Here is a 25549-nt window from a genome sequence, read left to right on the forward strand (position 1 = left end):
GATTCTCCGTCGCTGTACAAAGTCGTAGTTCCCGGCAGTTTTTTTTTGTGTTCTGACGGAAAAATAAGCGAGGCATTCTATAGCGAGCGGAAGCGGGGAACAAGCAAAAAAGTTGGCGCCCTTCATGAGGTGTGGTTATGATGCCGCACCATTTTCAGCAATATTAGCGAGCTTTCATCACATGGATATCACGATTTACCATAACCCGCGCTGCGGCACTTCGCGTAATACCCTGGCGGCGATCCGCGAGGCCGGCCACGAGCCGCAGGTGGTGGACTACCTGTCCACGCCGCCATCGCGAGAGCAATTGCAGGCCATGATCGCCGCCGCCGGCCTGGGCGTGCGCGAGGCGGTGCGCAGCAAGGAGGCGCTGTATGGCGAACTCGGGCTGGACCAGCCGGGCGTGGACGACGACGCGCTGCTCGACGCGATGGTCGCGCATCCGGTCCTGATCAACCGTCCGTTTGTGCGCACGCCGAAAGGCGTGCGCCTGTGCCGGCCGTTCGCGCTGGTGCACGAGATCCTCTGAAACCAGGCTGCGCTCGGCCGGGCCGCGCTGGGCCGGGCCGCGCTCGGCCGGGCTTGTCGCCGCTTATCTGGCGCCCGGCGAGGGCACGCCCGCAGGTTCCGCCTCGGTGTAGGGCACCGCGCCGATATCGATCCGGCGCCGCGCGCGCAGCGCCACGGCATTGCCGGCCAGGCCCTTGCCGATCGCCGGCGAGCCGGGCTGCAGGCGGAAGTCCGGCGCGGGCAGCGTGCGGCTGTAGTCGGCAAACAATGGCGCGGCGGCGATGGTGCCGGTATGCGCCCGTCCGGAAGACAGCTTCCAGTCGCCGCCGGCGTTCTGGAACACCAGGTTGTTGCGGTAGCTGATGTTGGTGCCGGTCGCGCCCTGCTCGAGGATGCCGTAGCCGTTGTCGTAGACGATGTTGTTCGATGTGTGCGTATGGTCGTTCGGCCCCTTGCTGTGATAGAAGTCGCCGCCGCCGACCACGATGCCGGTGCCGGAGCCCACCACCGTGTTGCCGCGGATGGTCACCTGCCTGGCGTCGTGCCACAGGTGGATGCCGGCCCCGGAAGCGCGGTAGATGAGGTTGTCGCGCACGCTCGCCGTGGTGCTGATGTAGATGCCGTGCATGTAGCGGCATTCCGGTGGGCCGATGTCGTGCACCTGGTTGCCGACCACTTCGGCGTCGATGCCCTTGTAGTAGCTGTCGATGCCGATCCCGGCGCCGCCCTTGGCTTCGCAAGGTACGTCGTTGCCGACATGGTGGATGTGGTTGTAGTGCACGCCGTTGTGGGAGCCGCCGTTGTAGATGCCGCTGAGCCACTTCATGCCGCTCTGGTACTGGCTGCCGTCGATTTCGAAGCCGATGATGTCGAGGTAGTTGGCGCGGTTGTCCCAGGCTGCCGGCTGGCGCGAATCGAGCGGCGGCACCAGCCGCGCGCCGCCGCGTTCGGTGGACTCGAACACGATGCGCGCTTCCGCGGTGCCGTGGGTGTTGGTGCGTACGCCGCCGAAATACGTGCCCGGCGCCACGTGCACCGTGGTGCCGGGCGTGACCGCCTGCGCCGCGCGCGTGAGCGTGCGGAAGGGTTCGTCGCGGGTCCCGGGGTTGCTGTCCGAGCCGGACGGCGCCACGTACAGGTGGGTGCGCACCAGCTCCGGGATCACCAGGTCTTCCTGCCCGGTCTCGCGCAGCCGGCAGCCGGAGAGCACGACCGCCAGGCACAGGAGGGCACACAGCGGGGCACACAGCGGGGCACGCAGCGGAGCAAACCGCGCGGCGGGCGTCGTGGACAGGAAAGCGAACAGCGGACGGCCCGCGGAGCGGGCGGTGGACAGGTGGTGGTGCATCTCTCCCTCGGGGCAGCGGACGTGACGGGGCCAGTTTGGCCCGGCACAAGCGGGAAGGGGGCCGGTTGCCTCAATGTGTACTTTGAGGGCGCGCAACACGGCGTGCCGCCTTGAGGTTTACAGCGCCTGTGTTACCACCGGCATATAGGTATCGATGAATTCGGCGGGCATGCGGCGTGGCCGCCCGCTGCTGATCTCGATGCAGACCAGGTCCCAGCGTCCGCGCAGCACGGTGGCGCCATCGCGGTCGCGCACCAGCTGGAAACGGCGCGCCATCGACAGCCTGCCGTCGCCGGCCACCAGCCAGGTGGCCAGGGTAAGCGCCTCGCCGGGCAGGGTCGGCAGCAGGTAGTCGTATTCGCCGCGCCGGATCGCCATCGCGCGGTCGAGGCGGCGGTAGTCGTCCAGCGTCAGGCCGAGCTGCTGCGAATGGGCCCAGCCGGCCTGCTCGCACCAGCGCACGTAGACCGCATTGTTGGTATGGTTCAGGCCGTCGATGTCGGCGGCCTCCGGCGTGACGTGCAAGGTGAAGGGGTGCGGGTAATCCCAGTCCAAGGTGGCCTCGTGATCGAGTCGGCGAAAGCCGCTATTGTACGGCGCGCCGCAGCGGGTGCTGTCTTGACGCTTCAGTTGCCCCAGTCGAGCTCGACCAGCAATGCCTGGTGGTCGGAACCCTGTTCGCTCGCGTCCACCCGCACCCGCTGCACGTGCCCGGCCAGGTCGGCGCTGGCAAACACGTAATCGAAGGTGAACGGGGCGCCGGCGCCCGGGCTGGGGTCGTGCAGGCCGACCGTGGGCGCGTGGCGCCGGCCCGGCTGGGCCAGCTGCCAGCAGTCGCGCCAGGGCTGGACGCCGTCGCCGAAGGGCGCCAGCAGGCGCTGGTGCTCGGGCGAGCCGGGCAGCATGTTGAAGTCGCCCGCGAGCAGCGCCGGCATGGCGCGCGGGGGCAGGCCGAAGGGGCCGTTGCCGGCGGGCGGCGGACAGAGCGCGTGCAGGCTGGCTTCGCGGTGCAGTTCGCGCAGGCGTTCGACCTGGGCCATGCGCTGGCGCTGCGAAAAATATTCCAGGTGGACGGTGGTGACGCGCAGCAGGCCGCCGGGCGCCGCCACGGTCAGTTCGAGCGCGCTGCGCGGCATGCTCATGACGTCGGCCTCGGCCGGCCAGGGCAGCGAATGGCGCAGCGCCTGCAGCACCGGATGGCGCGAGAACACCATCATGCCGAAGTGGCGGCGCGCGCCCCCTTGCCCATCCGCACCGGCACGCTCGCCGAGGGTGTCGCAGGCGAGGGCGGCAAAGCCCGCATAACCCGGCAGCCGTTCGCGCAGCATGGCGAACTGGTCCTCGCCCGCGGGGGTATAGCCGTTTGAAACTTCTTGTACACAAAGCATGTCAAAACTGCAAAACCGATCGAGGCATGCGATGATACGGTCGAGGTCGGTTTTGCCGTCCGGGCTGCGGCCGGATTGGATATTCCAGGTAACGAGCTTGAACATGAGGGGTCCTTTCGTTGACCCTCAGGCTAACGTGCGGGCCGGGCTGGACGTTTGAACAAGCTCAGGCGGGTGGGAGAAGGCGCCGGGCAGCGCAAAGGAGAAGGGATGTTTACGATGATCCTGCTGCTCTACCTGCAGCAGAACGGCGATGTAATGTTGGAGAGTACTAGCCTGCGCGGAACTTACAAGACCAGGAAGGCCTGCGAGTCGGCCGCGGTGCGCGCACGCGGACCCTTGCCGACGCCGCAGGGCTATGCGGCGGCCTGGCACGACGCGATGTGTATTCCGGTCAACCGCGGCGTGATCGTCAACGAGGGCAAGCCGGTCGACCTGGGCAAGCTGCTGCAGGGCCGCCCGCCCGTGGTCTGCGAAGGCACCGGGGCCTGGCGCCGGGTGACGGAGCTGTGCGCGCCGGCGCCGCAGTCGCCGAAGGAAAAGTGAGGGGCGGGCCGATTCCCCGTCGCCCCATGCGGGAGCGCTAAGTACTCGACAAGAAATAAATGTGAGTTTTGGCAAACGGAACCGGAGGTGCGGCTTGCCGATGCGATGCAAGGCGGCGAGTGCGCCGCAGTGCGAGCACTGCAAGCAGGAGCCAACGCAGCAGCGCGCCGCTCATGGCAGCCAAAAGCACATGTATTTTTGGGCGAGTACTTAGTCCGGCTTCCAGTCGGCGTGGCCGGGGCAGCTCACCTGGCCCGCGCGTCCGCCCCCTCCCTGCACGTCGAACAGCACCTCGCCGCCGCCGACGGCGCCGCCGATCTTCGGCCCGACGCTGCCGCCGCTGCGGCACTTGAACTTGCCGCCGCGGCGGAAACGGTAGATGACCTGGCCGTCGGGTGCGGTATAGGTTTCGCTGGTGACTCCCAGGCTGCGGTCCTTGTGGGCGCCCTCGAGCGCTTGCCGGAAACGTCCCCCCGAGGTGTCGGCGACCGCCGGCACGCCGGATCTTCCTTTGCGCATCTCGCGATCGATGAGGAGGGCGTCACGCCTGGCGCGGCCGACCATCGCATCGAGCGCCGTGTCGGTTGCTGCCTGGGGCGCCGTGATGGCGAAGGGATCGGCGACAGTGGACGGCGCCTCCGGGGACAGGACCATGAGGGCCGGTTCGGGCGCCGTGTTGTGCCCCGCGTTGCGCGCCGTGTTGTGCGCCGTATTGTGCGCTGTATTGTGCGCCGTGTCGCCTACCACGGCCGTACTACGGGAGCGCGACACGGCAGCGCTGGAACGGGAGGACGGCGGTTCCGATCGAAGCGGCGGCACGGGAACCAGGTCGATGACCCGTTCCCCGCCCGGGCCCGGCGCCGGCGGATGCGCGATCCGCCAGCTCCAGGCCAGCAGCAGGTGCACGCCCAGCGTGGCCAGCAGGGGCCAGCCGGGCGTGCGGCGCGCAAGACCCGCGTGCACCCGGGATCAGGACTTCGGTACGCTCAACGCCGCCTTGATCGCCACGCAGCGCTGGTCTTCCTGCAAGGTGTCGAGCAGCGCGCGGCGGGTGCCGGCCGACAGGTCCTTCATGCTGTCGGCGGCGCGCTGCAGGCGCTGGACGCTGGCTGGGGTGCAGCTCGACGGGATCATCGTGTTGGCGTAGCTGCGCATGTAGACCGGGCCGGTCACCTTGTCGAGCGCCGGCAGCTTCGCCAGGCGCTCGCCGGCGGTCTGCTCGGCCAGCTTGCGCTGTTCGACCGGGTACATGGCGCCCATCGCGGTGCGGATGCGCGAGAACGGCAGCTTGGTCTTCAGGTCCTGCACCGTGCCCAGCCACTCGGCCTTCACTTGCGGATCCGGACGCACGACGGTCGCGGCCAGCGCGGCGGCCTGGCCGGTATCCGATTTGTCGCGCGCCTGCTCGGCTGCCAGCATGCTTGCCGCGCCCTGGTAGTCATTGCGGCTCAGGCGATTGATGATGGCCCAGCGCTGATCCTGGCCGATGTTCAGGCCTTCGGTACCTTTACCTTCCAGCATGCCGGCCAGGCGCCCCAGCGCTTCCGGGCTGCTTGCCAGGCCCAGGTAGGTGCTGAACCAGCGGCGCTGGAAGTTGTCGTTGCCCTTGTGTGCGACCACGCCTTGCCAGGCCATGTCTTCCAGCGCCTTCTTGGTCTGCTTCGCGTACGCGTTATCGAGGCCCATCGCCTCGAGATAGTATTTCGCCATGCCGACCTTGCCCAGCACGTCGCCCAGCAAGGTGTAATCCTTCTCCTGCGGCGCATTGGCCAGGGCGACCTCGATGAACTCGTTCAGCGGCAGCTTGGCGTCGCGCACGCCGTCCCACAGCGCCTGCCACAGCATCGCGCGCAGCAGCGGGTCTTCCACGCTGGCCAGGGCGCTGCGGGCGGTCTCGAAGGAACGCTTGTCGAGATTGACCTTCACGAAGCCCCAGTCCTGGTAGTTCGGGTACACCAGGTCCGGGCAGGCCGCGCCCACCATGGCCGGCACATTGGTCTTCGCACCCGCGTAGGTGACCGGCACGTTCTTGGCCAGCACCAGCTTACCGTTATCCAGCTTGAAGGCGGCGACCTGCACACGCTGTTCGCGCAGGGTCGGGAGATCCTTGCTCGGTGCGCTCTGCGCCAGCGAGAAGGCGGTGATCTTGCCGTCCTTGCCGGCGCTGCAGCTGTAGTTGGCGCTGATGGTGTTCACGCCGGCCTGGTACAGCCAGTCCTTGGTCCACTTCGAGAGGTCGCGGCCGGCGGCCTGGCCCAGGCTGCCGATGAAGTCCTCGAGCTTGGCGTTCTGCCAGGCGTATTTGGTCAGGTAGTTATGGACGCCCTTGCGGAAGACTTCCTCGCCCAGCATGTGGCGCAGCTGCTTCAGGGTCGAGGCGCCCTTCGAGTAGGTGATCGCGTCGATGTTGTCGAACGCGTTGGCCGAGGACGGCACCGGCACTTCGATCGGGTGGGTCGAGACCTTCTGGTCCTGGATGTAGGCGCCCTGCTTGTCCTGCTGGTAGAAGGACTGCCAGGCATCCTTGAACTCGGTGGCTTCGGCGGTGGCGAGGGTCGCCATGAAGGAGGCGAAGCTCTCGTTCAGCCACAGGCCGTTCCACCACTTCATGGTGACCAGGTCGCCGAACCACTGGTGCGCCATTTCGTGCATGATGACTTCGGCCAGGCTGGCTTTCTGCGCCGGAGTCATCTCGGACTTGTACAGGAAGCCGCCTTCGGCGAACGTGATCGCCGCCGCGTTTTCCATGGCGCCGTACAGGAAGTCCGGCACCAGCAGCTGGTCGTATTTCTCGAACTGGTAGGGAATGCCGAAATACTCGTCGAAGAAGCCGAGGCCGGCCTTGGTGTAGCGGAACCAGTCGGCCGGGGTCACCTGCGAAGCCACCGACTGGCGCGCGAACAGGCGCATCGGGTACTTGCCGCTCTTGTCTTCCCACACCTGGTAGGGGCCGGCGTGCAGCGAGAAGTTGTAGGGGCTGAGCTTCTTGCTCTTCGGGAAGGTCCAGCGCTTGCCGCCGGCCGCGTCCACGATTCCGGATTCGCGGGTGCTGGTGATCACGTGCCAGCCGTCCGGCGCATTGACGGTGACGGTATAGGTGGCCTTCAGGTCCGGCTGGTCGAACACGGCGAACATCTGGTGCGCGGCAGCCGGCTCGAAGTGCGAGTAGGTGTAGACGCGGCCGTCGACCGGGTCGACCATGCGGTGCAGGCCTTCGCCGTTGGTGCTGTGGGCACGCTCGTAGCCGACGGTGACGGTGTTGCGGCCCTTGACCAGGTCTTCCGGCGCCAGGGTGATGAACCAGTTGTTGTAGCGCGGCGTGACCTGCTTGCCGTTGACGGTGAGCGAATTGATGCTTGCCTTGTCCAGGTCGATGGTCAGGGGCGCATCATTATCCTTGAGGTCGAACTCCACCGTGGTGGTGCCGGCAAAGTTCTCCTTGCCGGTCAGCGTGAAGTCGAGCACGTAGTCCACGTTCGACACGCGCGCGGAACGGGCCATGGCGTCCGCCTGCGACAGGTAGGCGTTCTCGGCGCGCGCATTGCCACCCTGGGCCGGCGCGGCGCTGACGGTGTTGAGGACGAAGGCGGAAGCGATGGCGACGGCCATTACGCGGGGGGCGATGTGTTTCACGTGGTCTCCTGGGACAGCGCAGGCTCGGTGCGCATTTAGAAATATTCGCGCAAGAATAGCATGAGCAAGGTGTCATTTACACCACATACATATGCGATTGTAGAACGTATGTACGGGTTCGTGGTGCAAGGAGGAAGTGCCGCCCGGTGCGGGAATGGGGGCCCGGCGCAGGCCGGGACCCATTCCTTCGCGTACCGCTGGCTTAGTTCAGCGCCGGGTAGTCGATATACCCTTCGGCGCCCGGCGCATAGAACAGCTCCGGCTTCGGCGTGTTCAGCGGCGCATCCTGCTGCAGGCGCCGCGGCAGGTCCGGATTGGCGATGAACCACACGCCGAAGGCCACCGCATCGGCTTCGCCCGACTGTATCAGCGCCTCGGCGCTTTCCTTGCTCAGCTTCTCGTTGGCGATGTAGACGCCGCCGAATTCCTTCTTCAGGTACGCGCGCAGGCTGTCGTCGCCGATGGCTTCGCGGGCGCAGATGAAGGCGATGCCGCGCTTGCCGAGTTCACGCGCCACGTAGCCGAAGGTGTCGCGCGGGTTGGTGTCGCCCATGTCGTGCGCATCGCGGCGCGGCGCCAGGTGCATGCCGACGCGGTCGGCGCCCCAGACTTCGATGCAGGCGTCGGTCACTTCGAGCATCAGGCGCGCGCGGTTCTCCACCGGGCCGCCGTACTGGTCGCTGCGCTGGTTGGTGGAATCCTGCAGGAACTGGTCGAGCAGGTAGCCGTTGGCGCCGTGGATCTCGACGCCGTCGAAGCCGGCCCGCTTGGCGTTTTCGGCGCCCTTGCGGTAGGCCGCGACGATCGCCGGGATCTCGTGGGTTTCCAGCGCGCGCGGGGTAGGGTAGTCGCGCTTCGGGCGCACCAGGCTGACGTGGCCCTTGGCCGCGACGCTCGAGGGCGCCACCGGCAGCTGGCCGTCGAGGAAGACCGGGTCCGAAATGCGGCCCACGTGCCACAGCTGCAGGAAGATGCGCCCGCCGGCCTGGTGCACGGCCTCGGTGACGGTCTTCCAGCCTTCCACCTGCTCGTCCGACCAGATGCCGGGGGTATCGGCGTAGCCCACGCCCATCGGCGTGACGGCGGTGGCTTCCGACAGGATCAGGCCGGCCGAGGCGCGCTGCACATAGTATTCGGCCATCATCGCGTTCGGCACGCGGCCCGGGCCGGTGGCGCGCGAGCGGGTCAGCGGCGCCATGATGATGCGGTTCGGCAGTTCGAGTGCGCCCAGCTTGATCGGGTCAAACATCGTGGTCTTGGTGTTCAAATGAGGTACTCCTAAAGTCCGTCGTTCAGTTGATCGAGGAAGGTCTGGATCACTTCCTCGTTGCGCTGGAAGAAGATGAACTGGCCGACGCGCCGCGTGCTCACCAGCCCCGCCTTGTGCAGGGTCGCCAGGTGGGCCGACACGGTCGACTGCGACAGGCCTGTGCGCTGGTCGATCAGCTTGCAGCACACGCCCAGCTCGAGCGGGTATTCCTGCTCGGCGAAGTGCCGCTGCGGCTCCTTCAGCCAGTGCAGGATCTGGCGCCGCACCGGGTTGGCCAGGGCCTTGTGGATCGCGTCGATGTCCATGCGTTCTTCCCTTATCTACAACATCTATCGGTTTTTTTCGATCCGAATATCGTCATCTTACGATATATCCGGAAATCCTGCTGGCTACCGGTATACTCGGCGCCTTTGGGTATGACGGGGAGTCACAATGAGTTGGGTATATCTGTTCATCGCGGGACTGCTGGAGGTAGTGTGGGCGGTCGGCCTCAAGTACACGCAGGGCTTCACCAGGCTGATGCCATCCTTGTGGACCCTGCTGGCGATGCTCGGCAGCATAGGCATGCTGGGCCTGGCCCTGCGCCAGCTGCCGCTCGGCACCGCCTACGCGATCTGGACCGGCATCGGCACGGTCGGCACCGCGATCGCCGGCATGGTGCTGCTCAACGAACCGGCCGGCGCACTGCGCCTGGGAGCGATCGCGATGATCGCCGGCGGCATCATCGCGCTCAAGTTCCTGTCGCCCGCCTGAGTCCTTGCTCCCTTACTCCCTTATTCCCGGCCGAAGGACGGGTTGGGGCGGGTCAGGTAGTACCACTCCGAATTCGCCGCGGCCTTCACGTCCGGGAACAGGATGCGGCCGCTGAATTCGGCCAGCACCTTGCTGCCGTCGGCGCGCACGCCGATCTCGTCGCCTTCGTGCACCGGGTCGAAGCTGGCCCAGGCGCGCGAGAACCGGTCGTCGGCGTGCAGCTTGTCGTGCACCACCACCATCGACAGCGCTTCCATGTCCTCGAACGGCACCGGCGCCGGGTCCGGCGCGTCGATCAGCCCCAGGTGCGCCAGCGTATTCATGATGGCGCGGTAGGCGACGTCGGGCGAGGTCGGGTCGAGGTGCTGGCCGCACTCCAGGGTCAGCGCATAGCCGCCGGTGGTGCGCATGTATTCGGTGGTGCCGACGCCGTAGCGCAGCACGGTTTCCAATTCATCCACATTGCGGCTGCGGCGCTTGACGCCGTCGCCGTAGGCGGCCAGCCAGCCGTCGACAAAACGTTTCACGCCCAGGCGGCGCGCCCACGCGCGTTCTTTTTCCGCATGCTTGAAAGGCTGCAGCGCACCGTCGTTGTTCAGCGGACCGACCATCACGAAAGGCTCGCCGCCCACCGCATTGAAGGAGTGCAGGTCGAGCAGCACGTCGTGCCGGGCCAGCAGGGGGCACAGCCAGTTGGCGATGTGGTCCTCGAAGTCCTGCGGGTCGTCTTTCGGGAACAGGTTGCGGTTCAGGTTGCGGTCGCCGTTGCGGGTGTTCTGCTCGTAGGCCTTGGGGTTCACCACCGGCACGAAGCTCACGCTGCCGGCCGCGATGTGCAGCTGGCCGCTGTCGATTTCTTCCATCACGCGGCGGATGCCGACCGTGCCGCAGATTTCGTTGCCATGGGTCGCGCCCATGATGATGAGGCGCGGACCGGGCTGGAGGCCGGTGTAGTTGACGGACTTGAACTGGTAGGTGCTCGGGGAAGTCATTGCGATGCGGATCCGGGGTAAAAGGGTTGGCGAAACGCGGGTGCCGATATTCTATCGGCAAATTGAGAAAATGCGGCCGGCGTGGCATGATCCGCCATTTCGTCCCTCTGGAACCGGCATGTCCACGTCCACCCTCCGCATCCACGGCCTCGACACCTTGCGCGCCCTCGCCGTCACGCTGGTGGTGCTGCACCACTACGTGCTGTTCGTGAGCGATGCGCCGACCTTCGGCTGGGTGGGCGAGGTCGGCTGGGTCGGGGTCGACCTGTTCTTCGCGCTGTCGGGCTACCTGATCGGCAACCAGATCTTCGCGGCGCTGGCGCGTCCGGACGGCTTCTCGCTGCGGCGCTTCTACGCGCGCCGCCTGCTGCGCACCCTGCCGAACTACTGGGTGGTGCTGGCCCTGTACTATCTGTGGCCGGCCTTCCGCGCCGATGCGCCGCTGCTGCCGCTGTGGAAGTACGCAAGCTTCGTCCAGAACTTCGCGCTGGAACCCGGCAGCGCCTTCTCGCACTCCTGGTCGCTGGCGATCGAGGAACAGTTCTACCTGTTGCTGCCGGCCCTGGCGCTGTTCGGCGCCTGGTGTGGCGCGCGGTTTGCCGCCTCGCTGCGCCTGGCCTGGGTCGCGATCGCGCTGGCATTCCTTGCCGGCATGCTGGTCCGGGCCGACCTGTGGCAGGAGATGGCAGGGCAGGACTATCAGCTTTACTTCTATTTCAAGTACATTTATTACTCTAGCTTATGCAGGGTCGACGAGTTGCTGGCCGGCGTGGCGCTGGCGCTGCTGCGCAACCACCATCCCGGCGCCTGGGGCCGGCTGACCCGGCACGGCAACCTGATGGGCCTGGGCGGACTGCTCGTGTGCGCGGTAGCCTTCTGGTGCTTCGTCGAGCAGCGCTATGGCTACGGCATCACCGTGTTCGGCTTTCCCCTGATGGCGCTCGGTTTTTCCATGCTGATCGTCTCGGCGGTGGCGACGGGCTCGGTGTTGCGCTCGCTGCGCGTGCCCGGCGCCGGGCCGCTGGCGCTGTGGTCGTACGCGATCTACCTGCTGCACAAGCCGGTCAGCGTGATGGCGGCCGGGTGGATGCAAGGGCAGGGCTATGGCGCCGAACACCCGCTGACGATCGTGGCGCTGCTGGCGCTGTCGGTGCTGACCGGCTGGCTGCTGTACCGGTTCGTGGAAACACCCTTCATGCGGCTGCGCGAGCGCTACGTGCCATCGCATTCCGTTCGGCCGGAGGCGCGACAGCTTGTCGTGTAGCTGGACCCGACTGAGATTCGTAGGGTGGGCGGGTCTCCCGGCCGCGCGTTCAAGCGCTGTTCGACCAGCCGACGTGCTTCTTTAGTTCCGCGCTTCGATGACCCCGAAGGCCGCCGGCGCATCGGCCAGGAAGGCGAGGATGGCGTTGGCCTGCACATGCGGTTCATACCCGGACGTAGCGCGGATCGCCTGGCGCAGGCCGGGCACGGCCTCGATGGTGTGCGGGCTGCGGTAGGCCGCCACCAGCAGTTGCGCCAGGTCGCCGGGCGCGCCCTGGCCGCGGCGCAGGCGCGCTTCGATGATGCCGAGCAGGGTGCGCTGCATGCGCGGGGTCGGGTTTTCGATTGCGCCGAACAGGGCGGGCGTGTTGGCGATGGCCTCGCACATGCGCTGCTCGATGGCCTCGGGCTTGCAGTCGGAAGGGATGTCGAAATAAGCCTTGTTCCAGCGCGTGCGCGCATAGGCGTGACCGGGCGGGAAGGCGTCCGCGGTCTCGAAGCCGAGCGCGCGGCTGGCGCGTCCGAGCAGGTCCAGTACGGTGTCGATCAGGGGCATGCGGAATCGGTTTGAAACTGCGCGGGATGAGCTTGCGTCATCCCGTCAGTGTATCAGGCGCCGATGTCAGGCTGCAAAACGGCCCGCGCGGAAGTCGTCGAAGGCCTGGTACAGCTCTTCGGTGGTGTTCATCACGAAGGGTCCGTGCTGCGCGATCGGCTCGTTCAGCGGCCGCCCTGCCAGCAGGATCAATTTGGTCGGCTCGACCGCCTTGATGCGCACGCCATCGGCGCCCGCCGCATTGTCCAGCACCGCCATCCGGGTCTTGCCCACGCCCTTGCCCTCGACCACCGCGTCGCCGCGATAGACGTAGAGGAAGGCGTTGTGGCCCTGCGGGATCGGCTGCTCGAACGTGACGCCGGCCGGGATGGCGATGTCGAGGTACAGCGGCAGCGTGTGTTCGCGCTGTACCGCACCGGCCACGCCATGCGTTTCGCCCGCGATCACCTGCACCGTCACGCCGTCTTCATTGGTGAAACGCGGCACTTCCTCGGTGGGGATGTCGCGGTACCACGGCGCCATCAACTTGTCCCTGGCCGGCAGGTTGAGCCACAGCTGGAAGCCTTCCATCAGGCCCGCGTCCTGTTCCGGCATCTCGGAGTGGATCACCCCGCGGCCGGCCGTCATCCACTGCACGCCGCCGTTGGTCACCAGGCCTTCGTTGCCGGCGCTGTCGCGGTGGCGCATGCGGCCATGGAGCATGTAGGTGACGGTCTCGAAGCCGCGGTGCGGGTGCTCCGGAAAGCCGGCGATGTAGTCGCCGGCCTGGTCGCTGCCGAAGGCGTCCAGCATCAGGAAAGGGTCGAGGCGGCGCTGCAGCGAACCGGTCAGCACGCGATTGATCTTCACGCCCGCGCCGTCCATCACGAACTGGCCCTGGACCAGGCGCTCGACGCCGCGCGATAGCGTTAGCTGCGTGCGCGTCGCAGGTTTGGCTGCTTGGGTCATGCTGTCCTCCTTGTGCTGCTCGCTCATGTGCTGCTTGCTCATGTGCTGCTGCTCATGTGCTGCTTGCTCATGCGTTGCTTGGTGATGGGTTGGCTGGCGCCGCCTGCGGCCAGCGCGATCATGCCAGCGCGGCTTCCACCGCGGCGTCGGCTTCCTGCTGGCCCTTGGCCGCCGCTTCCGGACCCATGTTCAGGCCCGACGAGTAGATGAAGGTGTGGTCGCTCATGCCCAGGAAGTTGAGCAGCATGCGGATGTGCGGCACTTGCGGGTCCGCGTCCGCCGGGTAGATGCCGCCGCGGGCGGTGGCCACGTACACCTTCTTGTTCTTCAGCAGGCCTTCCGGACCGGTCTCGGTATAGCGGAAGGTCACGCCGGAGCGGGCGATCGCGTCGAACCAGTTCTTCAGCTGCACCGGCATGCCGAAGTTGTACATCGGCGCGCCGATCACGATCACGTCGGCGGCCTGGGCTTCGGCGATCAGGGCGTCGTCCAGGGCCACCCGGGCCGACTGTTCGACGCTGCGCTGCCCGGCCGGGGTGAACAGGGCGCCGACGGCGGCGCCGTCCAGCAGCGGGTGCGGCTGGGCGCCGAAGTCGCGCCGCACCAGCGTGGCGTCCGGGTTCGACGACAGCAGTTTATCGACAATCAGCTGGGTGACGCGGGTCGATTCCGAATCCTTGCCGCGGACGCTGGAGGTGATGTGCAGGATGTTCATATGCTGTCCCTTGTTCAAATAAAGTGGTTGATGGACACACTGTAATGGTTCCAAAATCGTGCGGGAAGACAGTAGAATGGATTACATTATTCTACTGGTGGAACAATCATGGACGTCGAGCCGAATGACCTGCTACTGTTCGCCCGGATCGTCGAGGCGGGCAGCTTCAGCCGCGCCGCCGAGCGCGTGCAACTGCCGAAGTCGACCGTTTCGCGCCGCATCGCGCTGCTGGAACAGAAGCTGGGCGAGCGCCTGCTTGCCCGGACCACGCGCAAGCTGATGCTGACCGAATTCGGCGCCAGCCTGCTCGAGCATGCGCGCAAGGTGGTGGAAGAGGTGGAGGCGGCCGCCGCGCTGGCGCAGCATCGCCAGGCCGCGCCGAGCGGCAAGCTGCGCCTGTCGGTGCCGGGCGACTTCGCGAATATCGGCATGCACGAGGTGATCGCACGCTTCATCGAGCGCTACCCCAATGTCATGCTGGAAATGGACCTGTCGCCGCGCCGGGTCGACCTGATCGCCGAGAACTTCGACATCGCCATCCGCATGGGCGACCTGCCGGACGATGCCTCGCTCAATGCACGGCCCATCAATATGGAATATTTCGGCCTGTACGCCGCGCCCGCCTACCTGGCGCGCCACGGCTTGCCCGAGCATCCCGACGACCTGCCGCGGCACGAGCTCTTGTGCCTGCTCAGCCGCAACGGCGGCGCGGTGCCCTGGGTGCTCAGCCGGGGCAAGCTACGCTGGGAACGCCAGCTGCAGGGCCGCCTGACGGCCAATTCGCCCGAACTGCTGGCCAGGATCGCGGCGCGCGGGGCCGGCATTGCCGGCAGTTCGCTGACCTTCGCCCAGCCCTACCTGCGCACTGGCGAACTGGTCAGGGTGCTGCCGGAGTGGGATTTGCCGGCCGCGAGCGGCTGGGCGGTGTTTCCGGGCCGCCGGCTGATGCCGGCCAAGACCCGGGCCTTCCTGGATTTGATGGAAGAGATGTGCAAGGAGCGGGGCCAGGGCGGCGCCCGCCGACCTGGCGTCAGCGCGGACGATTCCCCATCGTCTCGCCCAGGCGCACCGGGCGTTCCGGCGCCCACTGCCCGTTGAACGAGATCGCGCCCTTCTTGAACAGCATGACGACGGTCGAGCCGAGCAGGAAGCGGCCCATCTCTTCGCCTTTCTTGAGCGCTACCTGCTGCTGGTTCGAGTCGGTACCGTAGTGCCACTCGCAGATGCGCGGCATGCGCGGCGGGTTGACCACGCCGTGCCAGCTGGTCGCCATGCTGCCGACGATGGTCGCCCCCACCAGGGTCATCACGAAGGGGCCGTGTTCGTCCGACTCGAACACGCAGACCACGCGCTCGTTGCGGGCGAACAGGCCGGGCACGCCGCGCGCCGTGGTCGGGTTCACCGAGAACAGCTTGCCCGGCACGTAGATCATGCGGGTCAGGCGGCCGTCGCAGGGCATGTGGATGCGGTGGTAGTCCTTCGGGCTCAGGTAGAGGTTGGCGAAATGGCCGTGCCGGAAATGCTCGGCCAGCGCGTCATCGCCGCCCACCAATTCGCTCGACGTGAACTGGTGGCCCTTGGCCTGGAAGATGTGGTGTTCGTCGATGTCGCCGAACTGGCTGATCGCGCCGTCCACCGGGCACACGAAATCGGCCTGGGCCAGCGGGCGCGCGTCGGCCCGCAGCGGGCGGGTGAAGAACTCGTTGAAGCTGCTGTAGCTCGCGATGTCCGGATTCGCCGCCTCGTCCATGTTGACGCCGTACTTGCCGACGAACCAGCGAATCAGGCGCGTGGTCATCGCGCCGCCCTTGGCGCCGGCGACGCGGCCGGCGAGATTGGTCAGCGCCGTTTTCGGCATCACATATTGGGGCAGAACTTTTATCCGGGACACTTTATTAGGCCTCTTAGGGTTGCAATCGGTCGCGCATTATAACGATGATTACGTGCGGCAATGCTTGTTTGTCGCCCGTGCTGGCTGCAGTGTACTCCAGTGCCCTTACGGAAGGCGTATGCGTGGAAAATAGTTGCTACATACATACGCGATTCGCTTCGGGATCATTGGTCTGGCCGTAATATGTACTTCCTTTTTAAGGCATTCATAATTGCTATGCACTAGCAATCAAATATGCCTGGTGTGCTTTACACATTGCTATTATCTGGAATATAGTTGTTCAAATTAATCGAACAAAAACTTCTGGAGACTGGAATATGAACATGCTGCGCCCCCGCCACCTGCTCGTCCTCGCCGCCGGGCTCAGCGCCCAGACCTTCGCCCAGCAGTCCGACGCCGGCGCACCCATCCAGCAGGTGGAAATCAAAGGGGCCGGCTATGACGCGCGCCGTGACGACACCGCAGCGCGCATCGTCGTCAAGCGCGAGGAACTGCTGCGCTACGGCGACAGCAGCGTGGCCGACGCGCTCAAGCGCATTCCGGGCGTGACGGTTACGGGCGGGGCGGGCCGCAGCACCCAGGTCCGGATGCGCGGGCTGGGCGGCGGCTACACCCGGGTGTTGGTGAACGGCGAACGCACCCCGGCCGGCTTCGCGCTCGATACCCTCTCGCCCGACATGATCGAGCGGATCGAGGTGCTGCGCGTGGCGAGCGCCGAGTTTTCCGCCGAGTCGGTGGCCGGCACCATCAACATCGTGCTGCGCAAGAAGGTGAGCAAGCCGCAGCGCGAGGCCAAGCTGGGCTACCTGCTCGCCGGCGACTTCCACGGCCCGAGCTTCAGCACCGAGCTGGCCGGCCGCGACGACGATTCCTCATGGGCGTTTTCCGCCAGCGGCAACCACGACAGCATGTCGCGCGAATGGGGCGGCTTCGAGGAGAACACCCGGCCCGGCGGCATGGTGGACATGTTCCGCACCGTTCATGCTACCGAGAACGGCCGCATGAACCGGCTGAACCTGAGCCCGCGCCTGAACTGGACCCTCGACAAGGGCGACACCCTGGGATGGGAGGCGCTGTTCACCAGCAGCAGTTTCCGCAACCACGGCCATCCCGTGGTCACGACCCTGGCGGGGCGCCCGCCCCAGACGCCCGACCTGGACACCTTCGGCGAAATGGACGACCGGACGCTGACATCGAGCCTGAACTGGGCCCGCAGCACCGCCTCCGGCCTCAGACTCGACGTCAAGCTCGGCGCCGAATGGGCCTCGCACAAGCGCTTCGTGCGGCGCAGCGGCCGCGACGCCGGCGGCGCGCCCGAGACCGAGGGCAGCACGCTGTCCGACACCCACGCGCGCGGCCTGAACTCGCTGGGAAAGGCTTCGCGCGGCTTCGACGGCGGCCATCTGCTGGCGTTGGGCTGGGACCTGCGCGTCGACCGGAGTTCGGAGATCCGCGTCGAACGCGACCGGATCCGGGTGTTTGCGCCCGGCTACCTGCTCGATGAAGGCTTTCGCGCCAATGTCGGCCGCGCGGCGCTCTACCTGCAGGACGAATGGACCATCGATCCGCAGTGGTCGCTCTACCTGGGCGCGCGCTGGGAAGGGGTGCGCACCCGCGTGACGGGCGATGCGGTCGTGCCGACCCGGGTGCGCTCGAGCGTGTTGAGCCCGATCCTGCAGACCCTGTACAAGTTTGCAGGCAAGGACGGCAAGCAGAGCGACGGGCTGCGCCTGGCCGTCAGCCGCACCTACAAGGCCCCCGACCTGGGCGCCATCGTGCCGCAGCGTGCGGAATGGGAAAACAACAGCGCCACCGAGGCCGATTACCAGGGCAATCCCGAGCTGAAGCCGGAACTGGCCTGGGGCATCGACGCGGCCTACGAACACTACTGGGCCGAAGGGGCGATGGTCTCGGTGAGCGGCGCGCTGCGCCGCATCGACGACTACACCAGCAACCGCATCTACTTCGATGGCCTGCGCTGGATCTTCACCCCGGTCAACGATGACCGCGCGCTGCTGCGCAGCCTCGAGGTCGAGACCAGGTTTCCGCTCAAGTCGCTGTTCGCCGCCGGCCCGGCGCTCGACCTGCGCGCCAGCGTCAGCCGCAACTGGTCGCGGGTAGCGTCGGTGCCCGGCCCGCACAACCGCATGGAGCAGCAGACCCCGCTCACGGCCAACCTCGGCCTCGACTACAAGTCGGGCGCGCTGGCCGCGGGTGCCAGCGTGGCGCACCGGCGCGGCGGCTATGTGCGGGTGGCGGCGAACCGCGGTTTCTATACGGTGGCCCGCACCGACCTGGATGCCTACGCGGCCTGGACCGTCGATCCGAAGACGGTGCTGCGCGTTGCGCTATCGAACCTGCTCGGCGAAGACAATGCCTTCGAGCCGAGTTACTTCGACCCGGTGGCCGGCCTGGAAAAGCGCCGTTGGGTTTATCCGGGCGGCGTCAAGCTGCGCACCACGCTCGAGATGAAGTTCTAGCTGCTATCAGGCTTCAGGCCTTCACGCTCCGGGCCTCGCCATGACTGTCATGCACGCGATGGGTGCGGAAGTAATGCCAGGCCGCCAGGATCGCCGCCGCCTGCATCGCCGCGCACAGCAGGAAGTGGCTGCCCATGCGCCAGTCGCCGCGCGGCAGGTGGCTGACGCCGGCGAGGATCGCGGTGCCGATCAGCGGCGAGACGATCACCCCCAGGCTGGCGATCGACTGCAGCGAACCCATGAGCTCACCCTGCTGGTTGGCCGGGGTGGCCTTGGACACGATGGCCTGCAGCGCCGGGGCGGCGGCGAAGCCCAGCACGTTGGCGAAGATCAGGGCGTACATCATCCAGCCCTGCGTCGCCAGGCCGTAGCCGAGGAAGGCGAAGGCGCCCGAGGTGATGCCCATCAGGGCCAGCCGCACTTCCCCGAAGCGCCGGATCAGCATCGCCAGCAGCCCGGCCTGCACCAGCGCCGACACCAGGCCGACGCACAGCATGCCGATGCCGTTGTCGCGCGGGGTCCAGTCGAAGCGGAAGGTCGTGTACAGCACCCAGGTCGACTGCAGCATCATCTGGCCGAAGGTGACCAGGGCGATGACCAGGACCAGGCCGCGGATGTCGGTGCGCCGCACCAGGCGCAGCAGGGCCGCCAGCGGATTCAGGCGCGCCCAGGCGAAGGGCGGGCGTTGCCCGGCCGGCAGCGATTCCGGCACCATGAAGTAACCATACACGACATTCGCGGCGCCGAGCAGCGCGGCCACGTAGAAGGGCAGCCGCAAGTCGTTGTTGCCGAGCAGGCCGCCCAGCATGGGGCCGCAAATGAAACCCAGGCCGAAGGCGGCGCCGATCTTGCCGAAGCTTTTCGCGCGGTTGTCCCTGGTGGAGATATCCGAGGCGTAGGCCGCGGCCACCGACATGCTGGCCGAGGACATGCCGCCGATGATGCGGCCGACGAACAGCCAGAGCAGCGTCGGCGCCCAGGCCGTGACCAGGAAGTTGATGCACATGCCCGCCATCGAGTACAGCAGGACCGGGCGGCGGCCGATGCGGTCGCTGAGCGCGCCCAGCGCCGGCATGAACAGGAACTGCAGCACCCCGAAGGTGGCGGCCAATACCCCGAACCACAGGGCCTGGTCGTCGCGGCCCGGAACGAACTGCCCGACCAGCAGCGGCATCACCGGAACGATCAGGCCGATGCCCAGCATGTCGATGAAGATGCAGACCAGCACGAAATTCAGCTTGCCGGTACTGGCCGGCGCGGTGGTGGGCTGGGGCGCGGTCGAGCTGGTCATGGATGCCTCGAAGGGACGACGTGCATCTATCTTAACATTGGGAAAGCGCCGATCGGGCAAGCACCGATCAGGAAAAATGACAGGCGCTCAGGCGGCCCCGCTCTCGGCCGCGAACGCCGCGCGAAACGCCATCAGGCTCGCCAGCCGCTCATCGGCCAGCGCGCGCCCGCCCGCGGTCTGCATCATGTCGGGCAGCCTGGCCAGCTTGACCATGATGTGGTCGAGCGCATAGCTGCGGTCGTCGAATTCGCGCGCCAGTCCCAGCGGGTCTTGCGGGTGCGCCAGGCCGCTGCCCATGCGCCCGGCGATATAGAACATGCGCGCCAGCCCGACTGCGCCGAGGCCGTCGAGGCGGTCGGCATCCTGCACGATCTTCGCTTCCAGCGACTCGGCCGGAATAGCCGCCGAGAAGCTGTGCGCTTCGATGGCGTGCGCCACCGCGTCCAGGCGATCGGGCGGGAAATGCATCCACGCCAGCTGGTGGCGGGCCAGCTGGGCGGAACGGCGCGAGGCCTGGTCGCGCGCGGGGTCGTTCTTCGGCAGGTTGACCAGGTCGTGCAGGTAGCAGGCCGCCATCACCACCAGGGCGTCGGCTTCCGGGTGCTGGGCCAGGAGTGCCTGGGCATTGCGCCAGACGCGCTCGAGGTGGGTGCCGTCGTGGGCGCCATCCTGGGCGCCGTCGGCGTCGCTGGCGGCCATGGCGGCCATGGCGGCCAGGCGCGGCCGCCAGCTGGCGAGATCAGTCTTCGGCACGTTCTTCGGCGCGTTCTTCGGCACGTTCTTCGGCTCGTTCTTCAGCTCGTTCTTCAGTTCATTCATGCAGCGCTTCATCGGTGGAGGGTGGCTCGGGTGGCACGGCGCGCTGCGACAGCGCGTCCGCCTGGGCATTCTTGTGGCGCGGGATCCAGCGCAGGGTGGCGCCCGGCAGGCACGCGAGCAGGGCGCGCGCCCGTTCGCGGTAGGCGCGCAGCACAGGTGCGCTGGCGCTGCCGGGCGCGTGGACGTCGTCGATCACGACCTGGCTGTCGCCGTGGATCGCGGGCGCCTGCGCGCCATGCCGTACGGCCGCTTCGAGCACCGCGATCAAGGCCTGGTATTCCGCTTCGCTGCTGTTGCCGTGTCCGGCCGTGCGCGACAGTTCGATGCGCACGCCGCCAGGCCCTTCCAGCACGGCGCCGATGCCGCAGCGTCCGGGATTGGGCCGCGCGGAACCGTCGAACCAGGCGCGCCACGCGGGGGCGGCAGGCTGGCGCACCCGCCGCGCCAGGGCCGCGGCCGCCAGCGCACGGCGCGCTGCGGCGCCGTGTTCGCCGCGCAGGCGCTCGGCCGCGCGCGCCGCCAGCAGCCGGTCCAGCCCGGCCGCGCCCGCGTGCAGCGTCAGCGTGGCGCGCAGCGCCTCGGCTTCGGGCATGCCGGTGCGGGCGGCCAGCCTGCGGCTGGCGGCGAGTTCGCCCTTGAAGGCGGCGGCGAGCAGGGTGGCGTGGTCGGCGGCGTGGTCGGCGTTTTGGTCAGGCATGGCGCAAGAATAACAAAAAGGCGCCCGCAGGCGCCCGTTTCCGTTTCCGGCAGCTCGCTATCAACGGCGGTAGGGATTGCCCGGCCGCCCGTCGTAACGGTTCGGTACGCCGTCGCCGTCGATATCGCGGTCGTAGCGGTTCGGCACCCCGTCGCGGTCGGTATCGTGGGCCCGGCCGTGTCCGCGGCGCTCGTAGCGGTCCGGGATGCCGTCGCGGTCGCGGTCACGGTAGCCGTGTCCGTATTCGCGTCCGTATTCGCGTCCATCGCGGTAGCCGCCGGCATGGACCGGGGCGTAGCCGCGGCGTTCGAAGCGGTCGGGCACGCCGTCGCGGTCGCGGTCCGGGCTGTAGCGGGTCCAGCGTGCCGGTTCCATGGCCCAGCCACCCTGGCGCTGCTGCCAGCGCGGCGGCGCGTAGACGTAGCCAGGACGGGCGGCGATCCAGTGGCCCGGCACCCAGGCGTGGCGGTGGCCGCGCCATGCCCAGTAACCCGGAGCCCAGACATGGCCGTGGCGCGCGCCCGGCACGCGTTCGTAGATGGGCGCCGGCGGAGCCGAGCCGATATACAGTTGGAAGTCGGTCTGCGCCATCGACGGCACAGGCGCGAAGGCGGCGCCAATGGCGATCAGGGCAGCGAGGGTGAGCGTGGGTTTCATGTCGGTCTCCAGATCCAAAAACGGATGACCCACTATATCGCCGCAGGTGGACCGCAGGGCGGTTTGAAGCAGATGCTTACAACTGAAACAGAAGCGACGGCGAACTGCGCAGTAGCGTGATACAAATGGCTGCACCCGGGGCCGCCCGCCGTCGCCGCGCTGCGACAACGGGCAGGCCCGCGGTACTCATCCGCGCGCCCCGGCGGCCGCCTTCTCTTCGGCCGGCAGGCGCTTGGCGCTGACCGTCACGACCGCCATCCTGTCGCCGCTGGCCACCATGGCGTCGGCGGCGGCGTAGCTGCGCGCCTGGGCTTCCGGGATGGCGTCGACCAGGTAGCTGCCCCCTACCGCCAGGCTCATGGCGACGACGAACACGGCTTCCATATGTTTCATGATGTTCATGGTGTTTCTCCTTGCAGGTGGGTTGTCGATGTGTGCACTGTAGGCCAGGCCCGCCCTGGCTGCGAGCAGGATGCGACGAGACGCGGAAAACGCGGAATGACCTGTCGAAAAGCCTGCGCGAACCTGCGCCCGCCGCGGCCTTGTCGACGGGTTTCAGCGCCCCCCCGCTAGGCATGGGCGGGGCGGCCACCCGGGGCCGCGCGAATGGACAGAGACCGATGACAGCCAGGCTAGCGTTACTGATGGGGAGCTTCGCCGCCGGCAGGACGGCGCGGCGGCGCGCGCGCAACCTGCGCATCGGTGCGCGCCCGGCGCCCGTGGGCCGGGCAGGGGTCGACCCGTGGCTGCTGCTGGCCTGCGCTGCGGCGGCGCTCGGCGCCGTGGTGCTGGCGCTGGCGGCGCGTTCGCTGTCCGGGGCCGGCGCAGGCGCGGGATCGGCGCAAGCGGCAGGCTTGTCGGCGCTCCGGCCGCTGCTCGGCGGGGTGACCGTGCGGGTGCCGCGCGAGGCGGGCATCGAGGTGGTCCGGCATGGCCCCGCGGCGCTGGTGGTGGCGTCCGGCATGCGCCTGGCGGCGCCGGTGCGGATCGACCTGTGCCGCCAGCCTGCACCGCTGCGGATCGGCTACCCGTTCCCGGAGGTGGCGGCGCAGGGAGCAGCCGGCAGCGTGCTGCTGGCCGCGCCCGGGTCCGCCATGCCGCGCATGCAGCTGCGCGCCGACGCTGGAGCCGGCGGCGCGCTGCGCCTGCATTGGGACGCGGGCGCCGGCAAAGCGGCGTGGGTCGGCGATGGCGGCGTGGTGCGCGGCGCCAGCGCCGAAGGCCTGTTCGCCAGGGCTGGCTGGCTGGTGTGGCAGGACGCTGCGCTGCGCTTCACCCGGCGTGCGAGCAGCACCTGTCCGCAGGCCGGCGAACTGCTGCTGCAGCGCGCCGTGCCGGGCCGGCCTGGCGCCGGGCTGGTGCAGGCCTTCGGCCCCGGCGCCGCGTTCCCGGCGCTGCCGCTGGCGCCGGGCGAGTACCGCGTGCCGGCCGCCGCCGCGCGCGGGCTGGAAGATGCCTTGCTGTTCGAACGATTGCAGGCGCGCGGACTGGTGCGCCTGGGGGCGCATGGGCTGGTCGAGCTGGCGCCGCGCGACCTGGCCGCCTGGAACGCGGCCGCGCCGGGGCAGCGCGCGCCCTTGCCGGGCTGGGAGCAGCTGCGCCCGGACCAGGACCAGCGCAAGCTGCTCGAGCGCCTGTATTACCGGGCCGACGGCGCCTTCGTGCGCGAACAGTTGCGGGTCTTCAACAGCGAGCGCCGCCTGCTGGCCTGGCGCGTGCGGCCCGGCAGCCCCGGGCAGTGGCAAGCCAGCGTCGGCGGCGTCCCGGTAGCGCAGGACGAGGGCCTGCCGGTCGCCGCGATGCGCCTGTTCGCGCGCCTGCCCGAGGCTTGGGAACCGTGGCGGCGCGTCGCCGCCTGGGACGGCGGCGGGGCGGCGGAGAGTGCCGCACACAGCGCGACGCTGGCGCTGGATGCGGCGGCGCCGGTCGAACTGCTGCTGGTCGGGCGCCTGCGCCGTGTGACAGGCGCCTCCGCCAACATCGTCCCGGCATGCGACGGCCGCGCCTGCCGTGCGCGCGATGCCGTCCAGCGGGTGCGGCTGATACCGCAACCCGGCGCGCGCCGCATCGTGCTCGAGGCCGCGCCGCTCGACCTGGCGCGACTTGCCGGCGCCGAAGACGCCGCCTACCGTCACGTGCGGGTCGAGAACGGCCGGCTGGCATGGCGTGCGCTGCCGGCGGCGCAGTCGCCGCTGCGGCCGGCGCTGGCCGAAGTCCGGCTCGGCGGACGCGATGGCCAGGCCCTGTGGGCGGACGGCAGGGCCAGCGCCGCGGCGCTGGCGGCCGGACTCGGTCCGCTGCTGGGCGTGCACCGCGAGCATGCGTCGAGTGTTGCCGGCATGCTGGCGCGGCTGCCGGGCAGCGCCCACGCGGCCCGGCTCAGCCTGGACCTGGAGCTGCAGGCGGCGGCGCAGGCGGCGCTGGAATGCATCGGCCTGCGCGAAGGGCAATGGGACGGCAAGCGCTGCCTCGGCGGACAAGCCGCCCCGCCCGAACGGCAGGCCGGCCTGGTGCTGCTCGACGCCGCCAACGGCGACATCCTGGCCGCCGCCGGCGGCGGCGTCGGCAAGGCCGAACCGGCACGCTGGCCGGAAGTGCGCGACTTCGACCGCGCCGATCCGGCGCGCAGTCCCTTGCGGTTGCCGGCCTTTCAGCATGATGGCGGTGCCGAGCGCGCGCCCGGCTCGACCTTCAAGGTGATCACCGCGCTCGGCCTGGAGGCGGTGGCGCGCGAGGACGCCCGGCTGGACCGGCTGCTGGGCGGCCTGCCCTTGGCCGAGATCGACGGCGTGGCGCGCGCCGCCGGCTATGGTTTCCGCACCGGAGCGCCGGCCTATCCGGTGGAGGGCGGCGCCCGCATCACCAACTTCCGCGAGCAGTTGGCCGGGGCCCGCGCCGTCGCCGGGCGCCTCGGCGTGGCGCAGGCGCTGACCCACAGCGTCAACACCTGGTTCGCCTGGACGGCCGAGCTGGGCGACCGCAGCCTGGGCGGGGCGGCGCAGGGCGGCATGCCCGGCCTGCGCGAGATCGAACCGGGCGCGCTCGACGCCGCGCGCCCGGTGGCCGGGATGGCGCGCAGGCTCGGTTTCGGCGCGCCCCTGCGTCTCGACGGCGGCCTGCTGCCGGAAGATTTCCGCTGGTCGGCCTGGGACGCGCTCCAGGCCACCCCGTCGATGCTGGACCCGATCGCGACCCGCCACGAAGTGCGCCAGATGGCGATCGGCCTGCGCATGCAGGCGACCCCGCTGCAAATGGCGCTGGTCGCGGCGGCGGTCGGCCAGGGCCGTCCCGTGAGGCCGCGCCTGTTGCTGGAACTGGACGGGCGCGCGGCGCAGGCCGGCCCGGCGCCGGGCGGCCCGCTCGGCGTGCGCCTGGACCGCATCCGCGCCGGCATGAAAGGCGTGGTGGACGGCGGCACGGCGGCCGGGGCCTTCCGCGGTCGCGAGTTCGACCGCCTGCGCGCCGGGCTGTTCGGCAAGACCGGCACGGCCCCGGTCGGCCAGGATGGCATGGCGACGGTCTGGTTCATGGGCTGGCTGGAGCCGGGCAGCCTGCCGGGCCAGACACGCCGGCTCGCCTTCGCCGCCTTCGTCAGCCGCTCGCAGTCGACCGGCGGGGGCCACGCCGCGCCTATCCTGGCCGCCGTGTTGCGCGGCATGCAAGATCGGCAAGGGCGGCCGTCGGAATAGCAGGGCGCTCGCTCGGCATCGCGCCACCCCCTCTTGCCCCCCCAATCTGCGCGCCGCGATATTGTGTTTGTATGGCATCATCTGTTGACAATCCGCCTTCGTG

Annotated in this window: 24 protein-coding genes; 7 read left to right on the top strand and 17 right to left on the bottom strand. The window is 68.5% G+C overall.

The genetic code is table 11. From position 1 onward, the window contains the following. Window positions 1-181: 181 nt before the first annotated feature. On the top strand, window positions 182-529 hold the full coding sequence (gene arsC, locus IM543_10890; protein QOY96275.1) for an arsenate reductase (glutaredoxin): 348 nt from the start codon (window positions 182-184) through the stop codon (window positions 527-529). Between the two features lie 63 nt (window positions 530-592). Here arsC and IM543_10895 read toward each other — a convergent pair whose 3' ends face one another. From IM543_10895 to IM543_10905, 3 genes are all read right to left on the bottom strand, one after another. Further along, window positions 593-1858 (bottom strand): DUF1565 domain-containing protein, encoded by a 1266-nt coding sequence (locus IM543_10895; GenBank protein QOY96276.1) that lies wholly within the window; start codon window positions 1856-1858, stop codon window positions 593-595. Between the two features lie 117 nt (window positions 1859-1975). Further along, on the bottom strand, window positions 1976-2413 hold the full coding sequence (locus tag IM543_10900; GenBank protein ID QOY96277.1) for an acyl-CoA thioesterase: 438 nt from the start codon (window positions 2411-2413) through the stop codon (window positions 1976-1978). 71 nt (window positions 2414-2484) lie between these two features. Continuing rightward, window positions 2485-3246 carry an endonuclease gene (locus IM543_10905; protein QOY96278.1) on the bottom strand — a complete coding sequence of 254 codons (762 nt, stop codon included), beginning with the start codon at window positions 3244-3246 and terminating at the stop codon, window positions 2485-2487. A gap of 210 nt (window positions 3247-3456) precedes the next feature. Here IM543_10905 and IM543_10910 point away from each other — a divergent pair, with 210 nt between their 5' ends. Then, the gene (locus tag IM543_10910) at window positions 3457-3792 is read left to right on the top strand and encodes a hypothetical protein (GenBank protein ID QOY96279.1); all 336 of its coding nucleotides are present in this window, start codon (window positions 3457-3459) and stop codon (window positions 3790-3792) included. A gap of 210 nt (window positions 3793-4002) precedes the next feature. Here the strand turns inward: IM543_10910 and IM543_10915 are convergent, their stop codons facing one another. The 4 genes from IM543_10915 to IM543_10930 form a co-directional block, all read right to left on the bottom strand. Continuing rightward, complete coding sequence (locus IM543_10915; protein QOY96280.1) at window positions 4003-4755, bottom strand: hypothetical protein; 753 nt, start codon at window positions 4753-4755, stop codon at window positions 4003-4005. A gap of 6 nt (window positions 4756-4761) precedes the next feature. Then, a complete protein-coding gene (gene pepN / locus IM543_10920; GenBank protein QOY96626.1) occupies window positions 4762-7401 on the bottom strand; it encodes an aminopeptidase N in 2640 nt (879 codons plus the stop codon). Between the two features lie 226 nt (window positions 7402-7627). Next, a complete protein-coding gene (locus IM543_10925; GenBank protein QOY96627.1) occupies window positions 7628-8674 on the bottom strand; it encodes an alkene reductase in 1047 nt (348 codons plus the stop codon). Between the two features lie 29 nt (window positions 8675-8703). After that, window positions 8704-9000, bottom strand: a complete 297-nt coding sequence (locus tag IM543_10930) for a helix-turn-helix transcriptional regulator (protein QOY96281.1) — start codon at window positions 8998-9000, stop codon at window positions 8704-8706. A 127-nt stretch (window positions 9001-9127) separates the two neighbouring features. Here IM543_10930 and sugE point away from each other — a divergent pair, with 127 nt between their 5' ends. Beyond that, window positions 9128-9448, top strand: coding sequence for a quaternary ammonium compound efflux SMR transporter SugE (sugE, locus tag IM543_10935; protein QOY96282.1), 321 nt, complete (start codon window positions 9128-9130; stop codon window positions 9446-9448). A 20-nt stretch (window positions 9449-9468) separates the two neighbouring features. On the opposite strand, the gene IM543_10940 is transcribed toward sugE, so the two are convergent. After that, window positions 9469-10440, bottom strand: coding sequence for a succinylglutamate desuccinylase/aspartoacylase family protein (locus IM543_10940; protein ID QOY96283.1), 972 nt, complete (start codon window positions 10438-10440; stop codon window positions 9469-9471). Window positions 10441-10558: 118 nt separating this feature from the next. Between IM543_10940 and IM543_10945 the strand changes: the two genes are divergently transcribed. Then, window positions 10559-11704, top strand: a complete 1146-nt coding sequence (locus IM543_10945) for an acyltransferase (protein QOY96284.1) — start codon at window positions 10559-10561, stop codon at window positions 11702-11704. 81 nt (window positions 11705-11785) lie between these two features. Here the strand turns inward: IM543_10945 and IM543_10950 are convergent, their stop codons facing one another. The 3 genes from IM543_10950 to IM543_10960 all read right to left on the bottom strand — a co-directional run bounded on the left by IM543_10950 (window position 11786) and on the right by IM543_10960 (window position 13922). After that, window positions 11786-12259: a hypothetical protein gene (locus IM543_10950; GenBank protein QOY96285.1), complete on the bottom strand. Its 474-nt coding sequence runs from the start codon at window positions 12257-12259 to the stop codon at window positions 11786-11788. A gap of 66 nt (window positions 12260-12325) precedes the next feature. Further along, on the bottom strand, window positions 12326-13207 hold the full coding sequence (locus IM543_10955) for a pirin family protein (GenBank protein ID QOY96628.1): 882 nt from the start codon (window positions 13205-13207) through the stop codon (window positions 12326-12328). Window positions 13208-13325: 118 nt separating this feature from the next. Beyond that, on the bottom strand, window positions 13326-13922 hold the full coding sequence (locus IM543_10960) for an NAD(P)H-dependent oxidoreductase (protein ID QOY96286.1): 597 nt from the start codon (window positions 13920-13922) through the stop codon (window positions 13326-13328). Between the two features lie 108 nt (window positions 13923-14030). Here IM543_10960 and IM543_10965 point away from each other — a divergent pair, with 108 nt between their 5' ends. After that, entirely contained in the window at window positions 14031-15020 is a 990-nt protein-coding gene (locus IM543_10965) for a LysR family transcriptional regulator (protein QOY96287.1), read from the top strand. Here IM543_10965 and psd read toward each other — a convergent pair. Beyond that, a complete protein-coding gene (gene psd / locus IM543_10970) occupies window positions 14953-15780 on the bottom strand; it encodes a phosphatidylserine decarboxylase (GenBank protein QOY96288.1) in 828 nt (275 codons plus the stop codon). The two genes, IM543_10965 and psd, sit on opposite strands and share 68 nt — an antisense overlap. 356 nt (window positions 15781-16136) lie before the next feature. Here psd and IM543_10975 point away from each other — a divergent pair, with 356 nt between their 5' ends. Further along, entirely contained in the window at window positions 16137-18293 is a 2157-nt protein-coding gene (locus IM543_10975) for a TonB-dependent receptor (GenBank protein QOY96289.1), read from the top strand. A gap of 13 nt (window positions 18294-18306) precedes the next feature. Here the strand turns inward: IM543_10975 and IM543_10980 are convergent, their stop codons facing one another. The 5 genes from IM543_10980 to IM543_11000 form a co-directional block, all read right to left on the bottom strand. Then, the gene (locus IM543_10980; GenBank protein QOY96290.1) at window positions 18307-19584 is read right to left on the bottom strand and encodes a TCR/Tet family MFS transporter; all 1278 of its coding nucleotides are present in this window, start codon (window positions 19582-19584) and stop codon (window positions 18307-18309) included. Window positions 19585-19671: 87 nt separating this feature from the next. Continuing rightward, window positions 19672-20403 carry an HD domain-containing protein gene (locus IM543_10985; GenBank protein ID QOY96291.1) on the bottom strand — a complete coding sequence of 244 codons (732 nt, stop codon included), beginning with the start codon at window positions 20401-20403 and terminating at the stop codon, window positions 19672-19674. Then, window positions 20396-21100 (bottom strand): ribonuclease HI family protein, encoded by a 705-nt coding sequence (locus IM543_10990; GenBank protein QOY96292.1) that lies wholly within the window; start codon window positions 21098-21100, stop codon window positions 20396-20398. The genes IM543_10985 and IM543_10990 overlap by 8 nt, the downstream gene beginning before the upstream one ends. Before the next feature lie 60 nt (window positions 21101-21160). After that, a complete protein-coding gene (locus IM543_10995; protein ID QOY96293.1) occupies window positions 21161-21757 on the bottom strand; it encodes a YXWGXW repeat-containing protein in 597 nt (198 codons plus the stop codon). Window positions 21758-21943: 186 nt separating this feature from the next. Continuing rightward, window positions 21944-22159, bottom strand: coding sequence for a hypothetical protein (locus IM543_11000; GenBank protein ID QOY96294.1), 216 nt, complete (start codon window positions 22157-22159; stop codon window positions 21944-21946). A gap of 218 nt (window positions 22160-22377) precedes the next feature. Here IM543_11000 and IM543_11005 point away from each other — a divergent pair, with 218 nt between their 5' ends. Further along, window positions 22378-25446: a hypothetical protein gene (locus tag IM543_11005; GenBank protein ID QOY96295.1), complete on the top strand. Its 3069-nt coding sequence runs from the start codon at window positions 22378-22380 to the stop codon at window positions 25444-25446. The last annotated feature ends 103 nt before the right edge of the window (window positions 25447-25549 follow it).

The organism is Massilia sp. UMI-21, from assembly GCA_015277795.1.
Classification (GTDB): Bacteria; Pseudomonadota; Gammaproteobacteria; order Burkholderiales; family Burkholderiaceae_D; genus Telluria.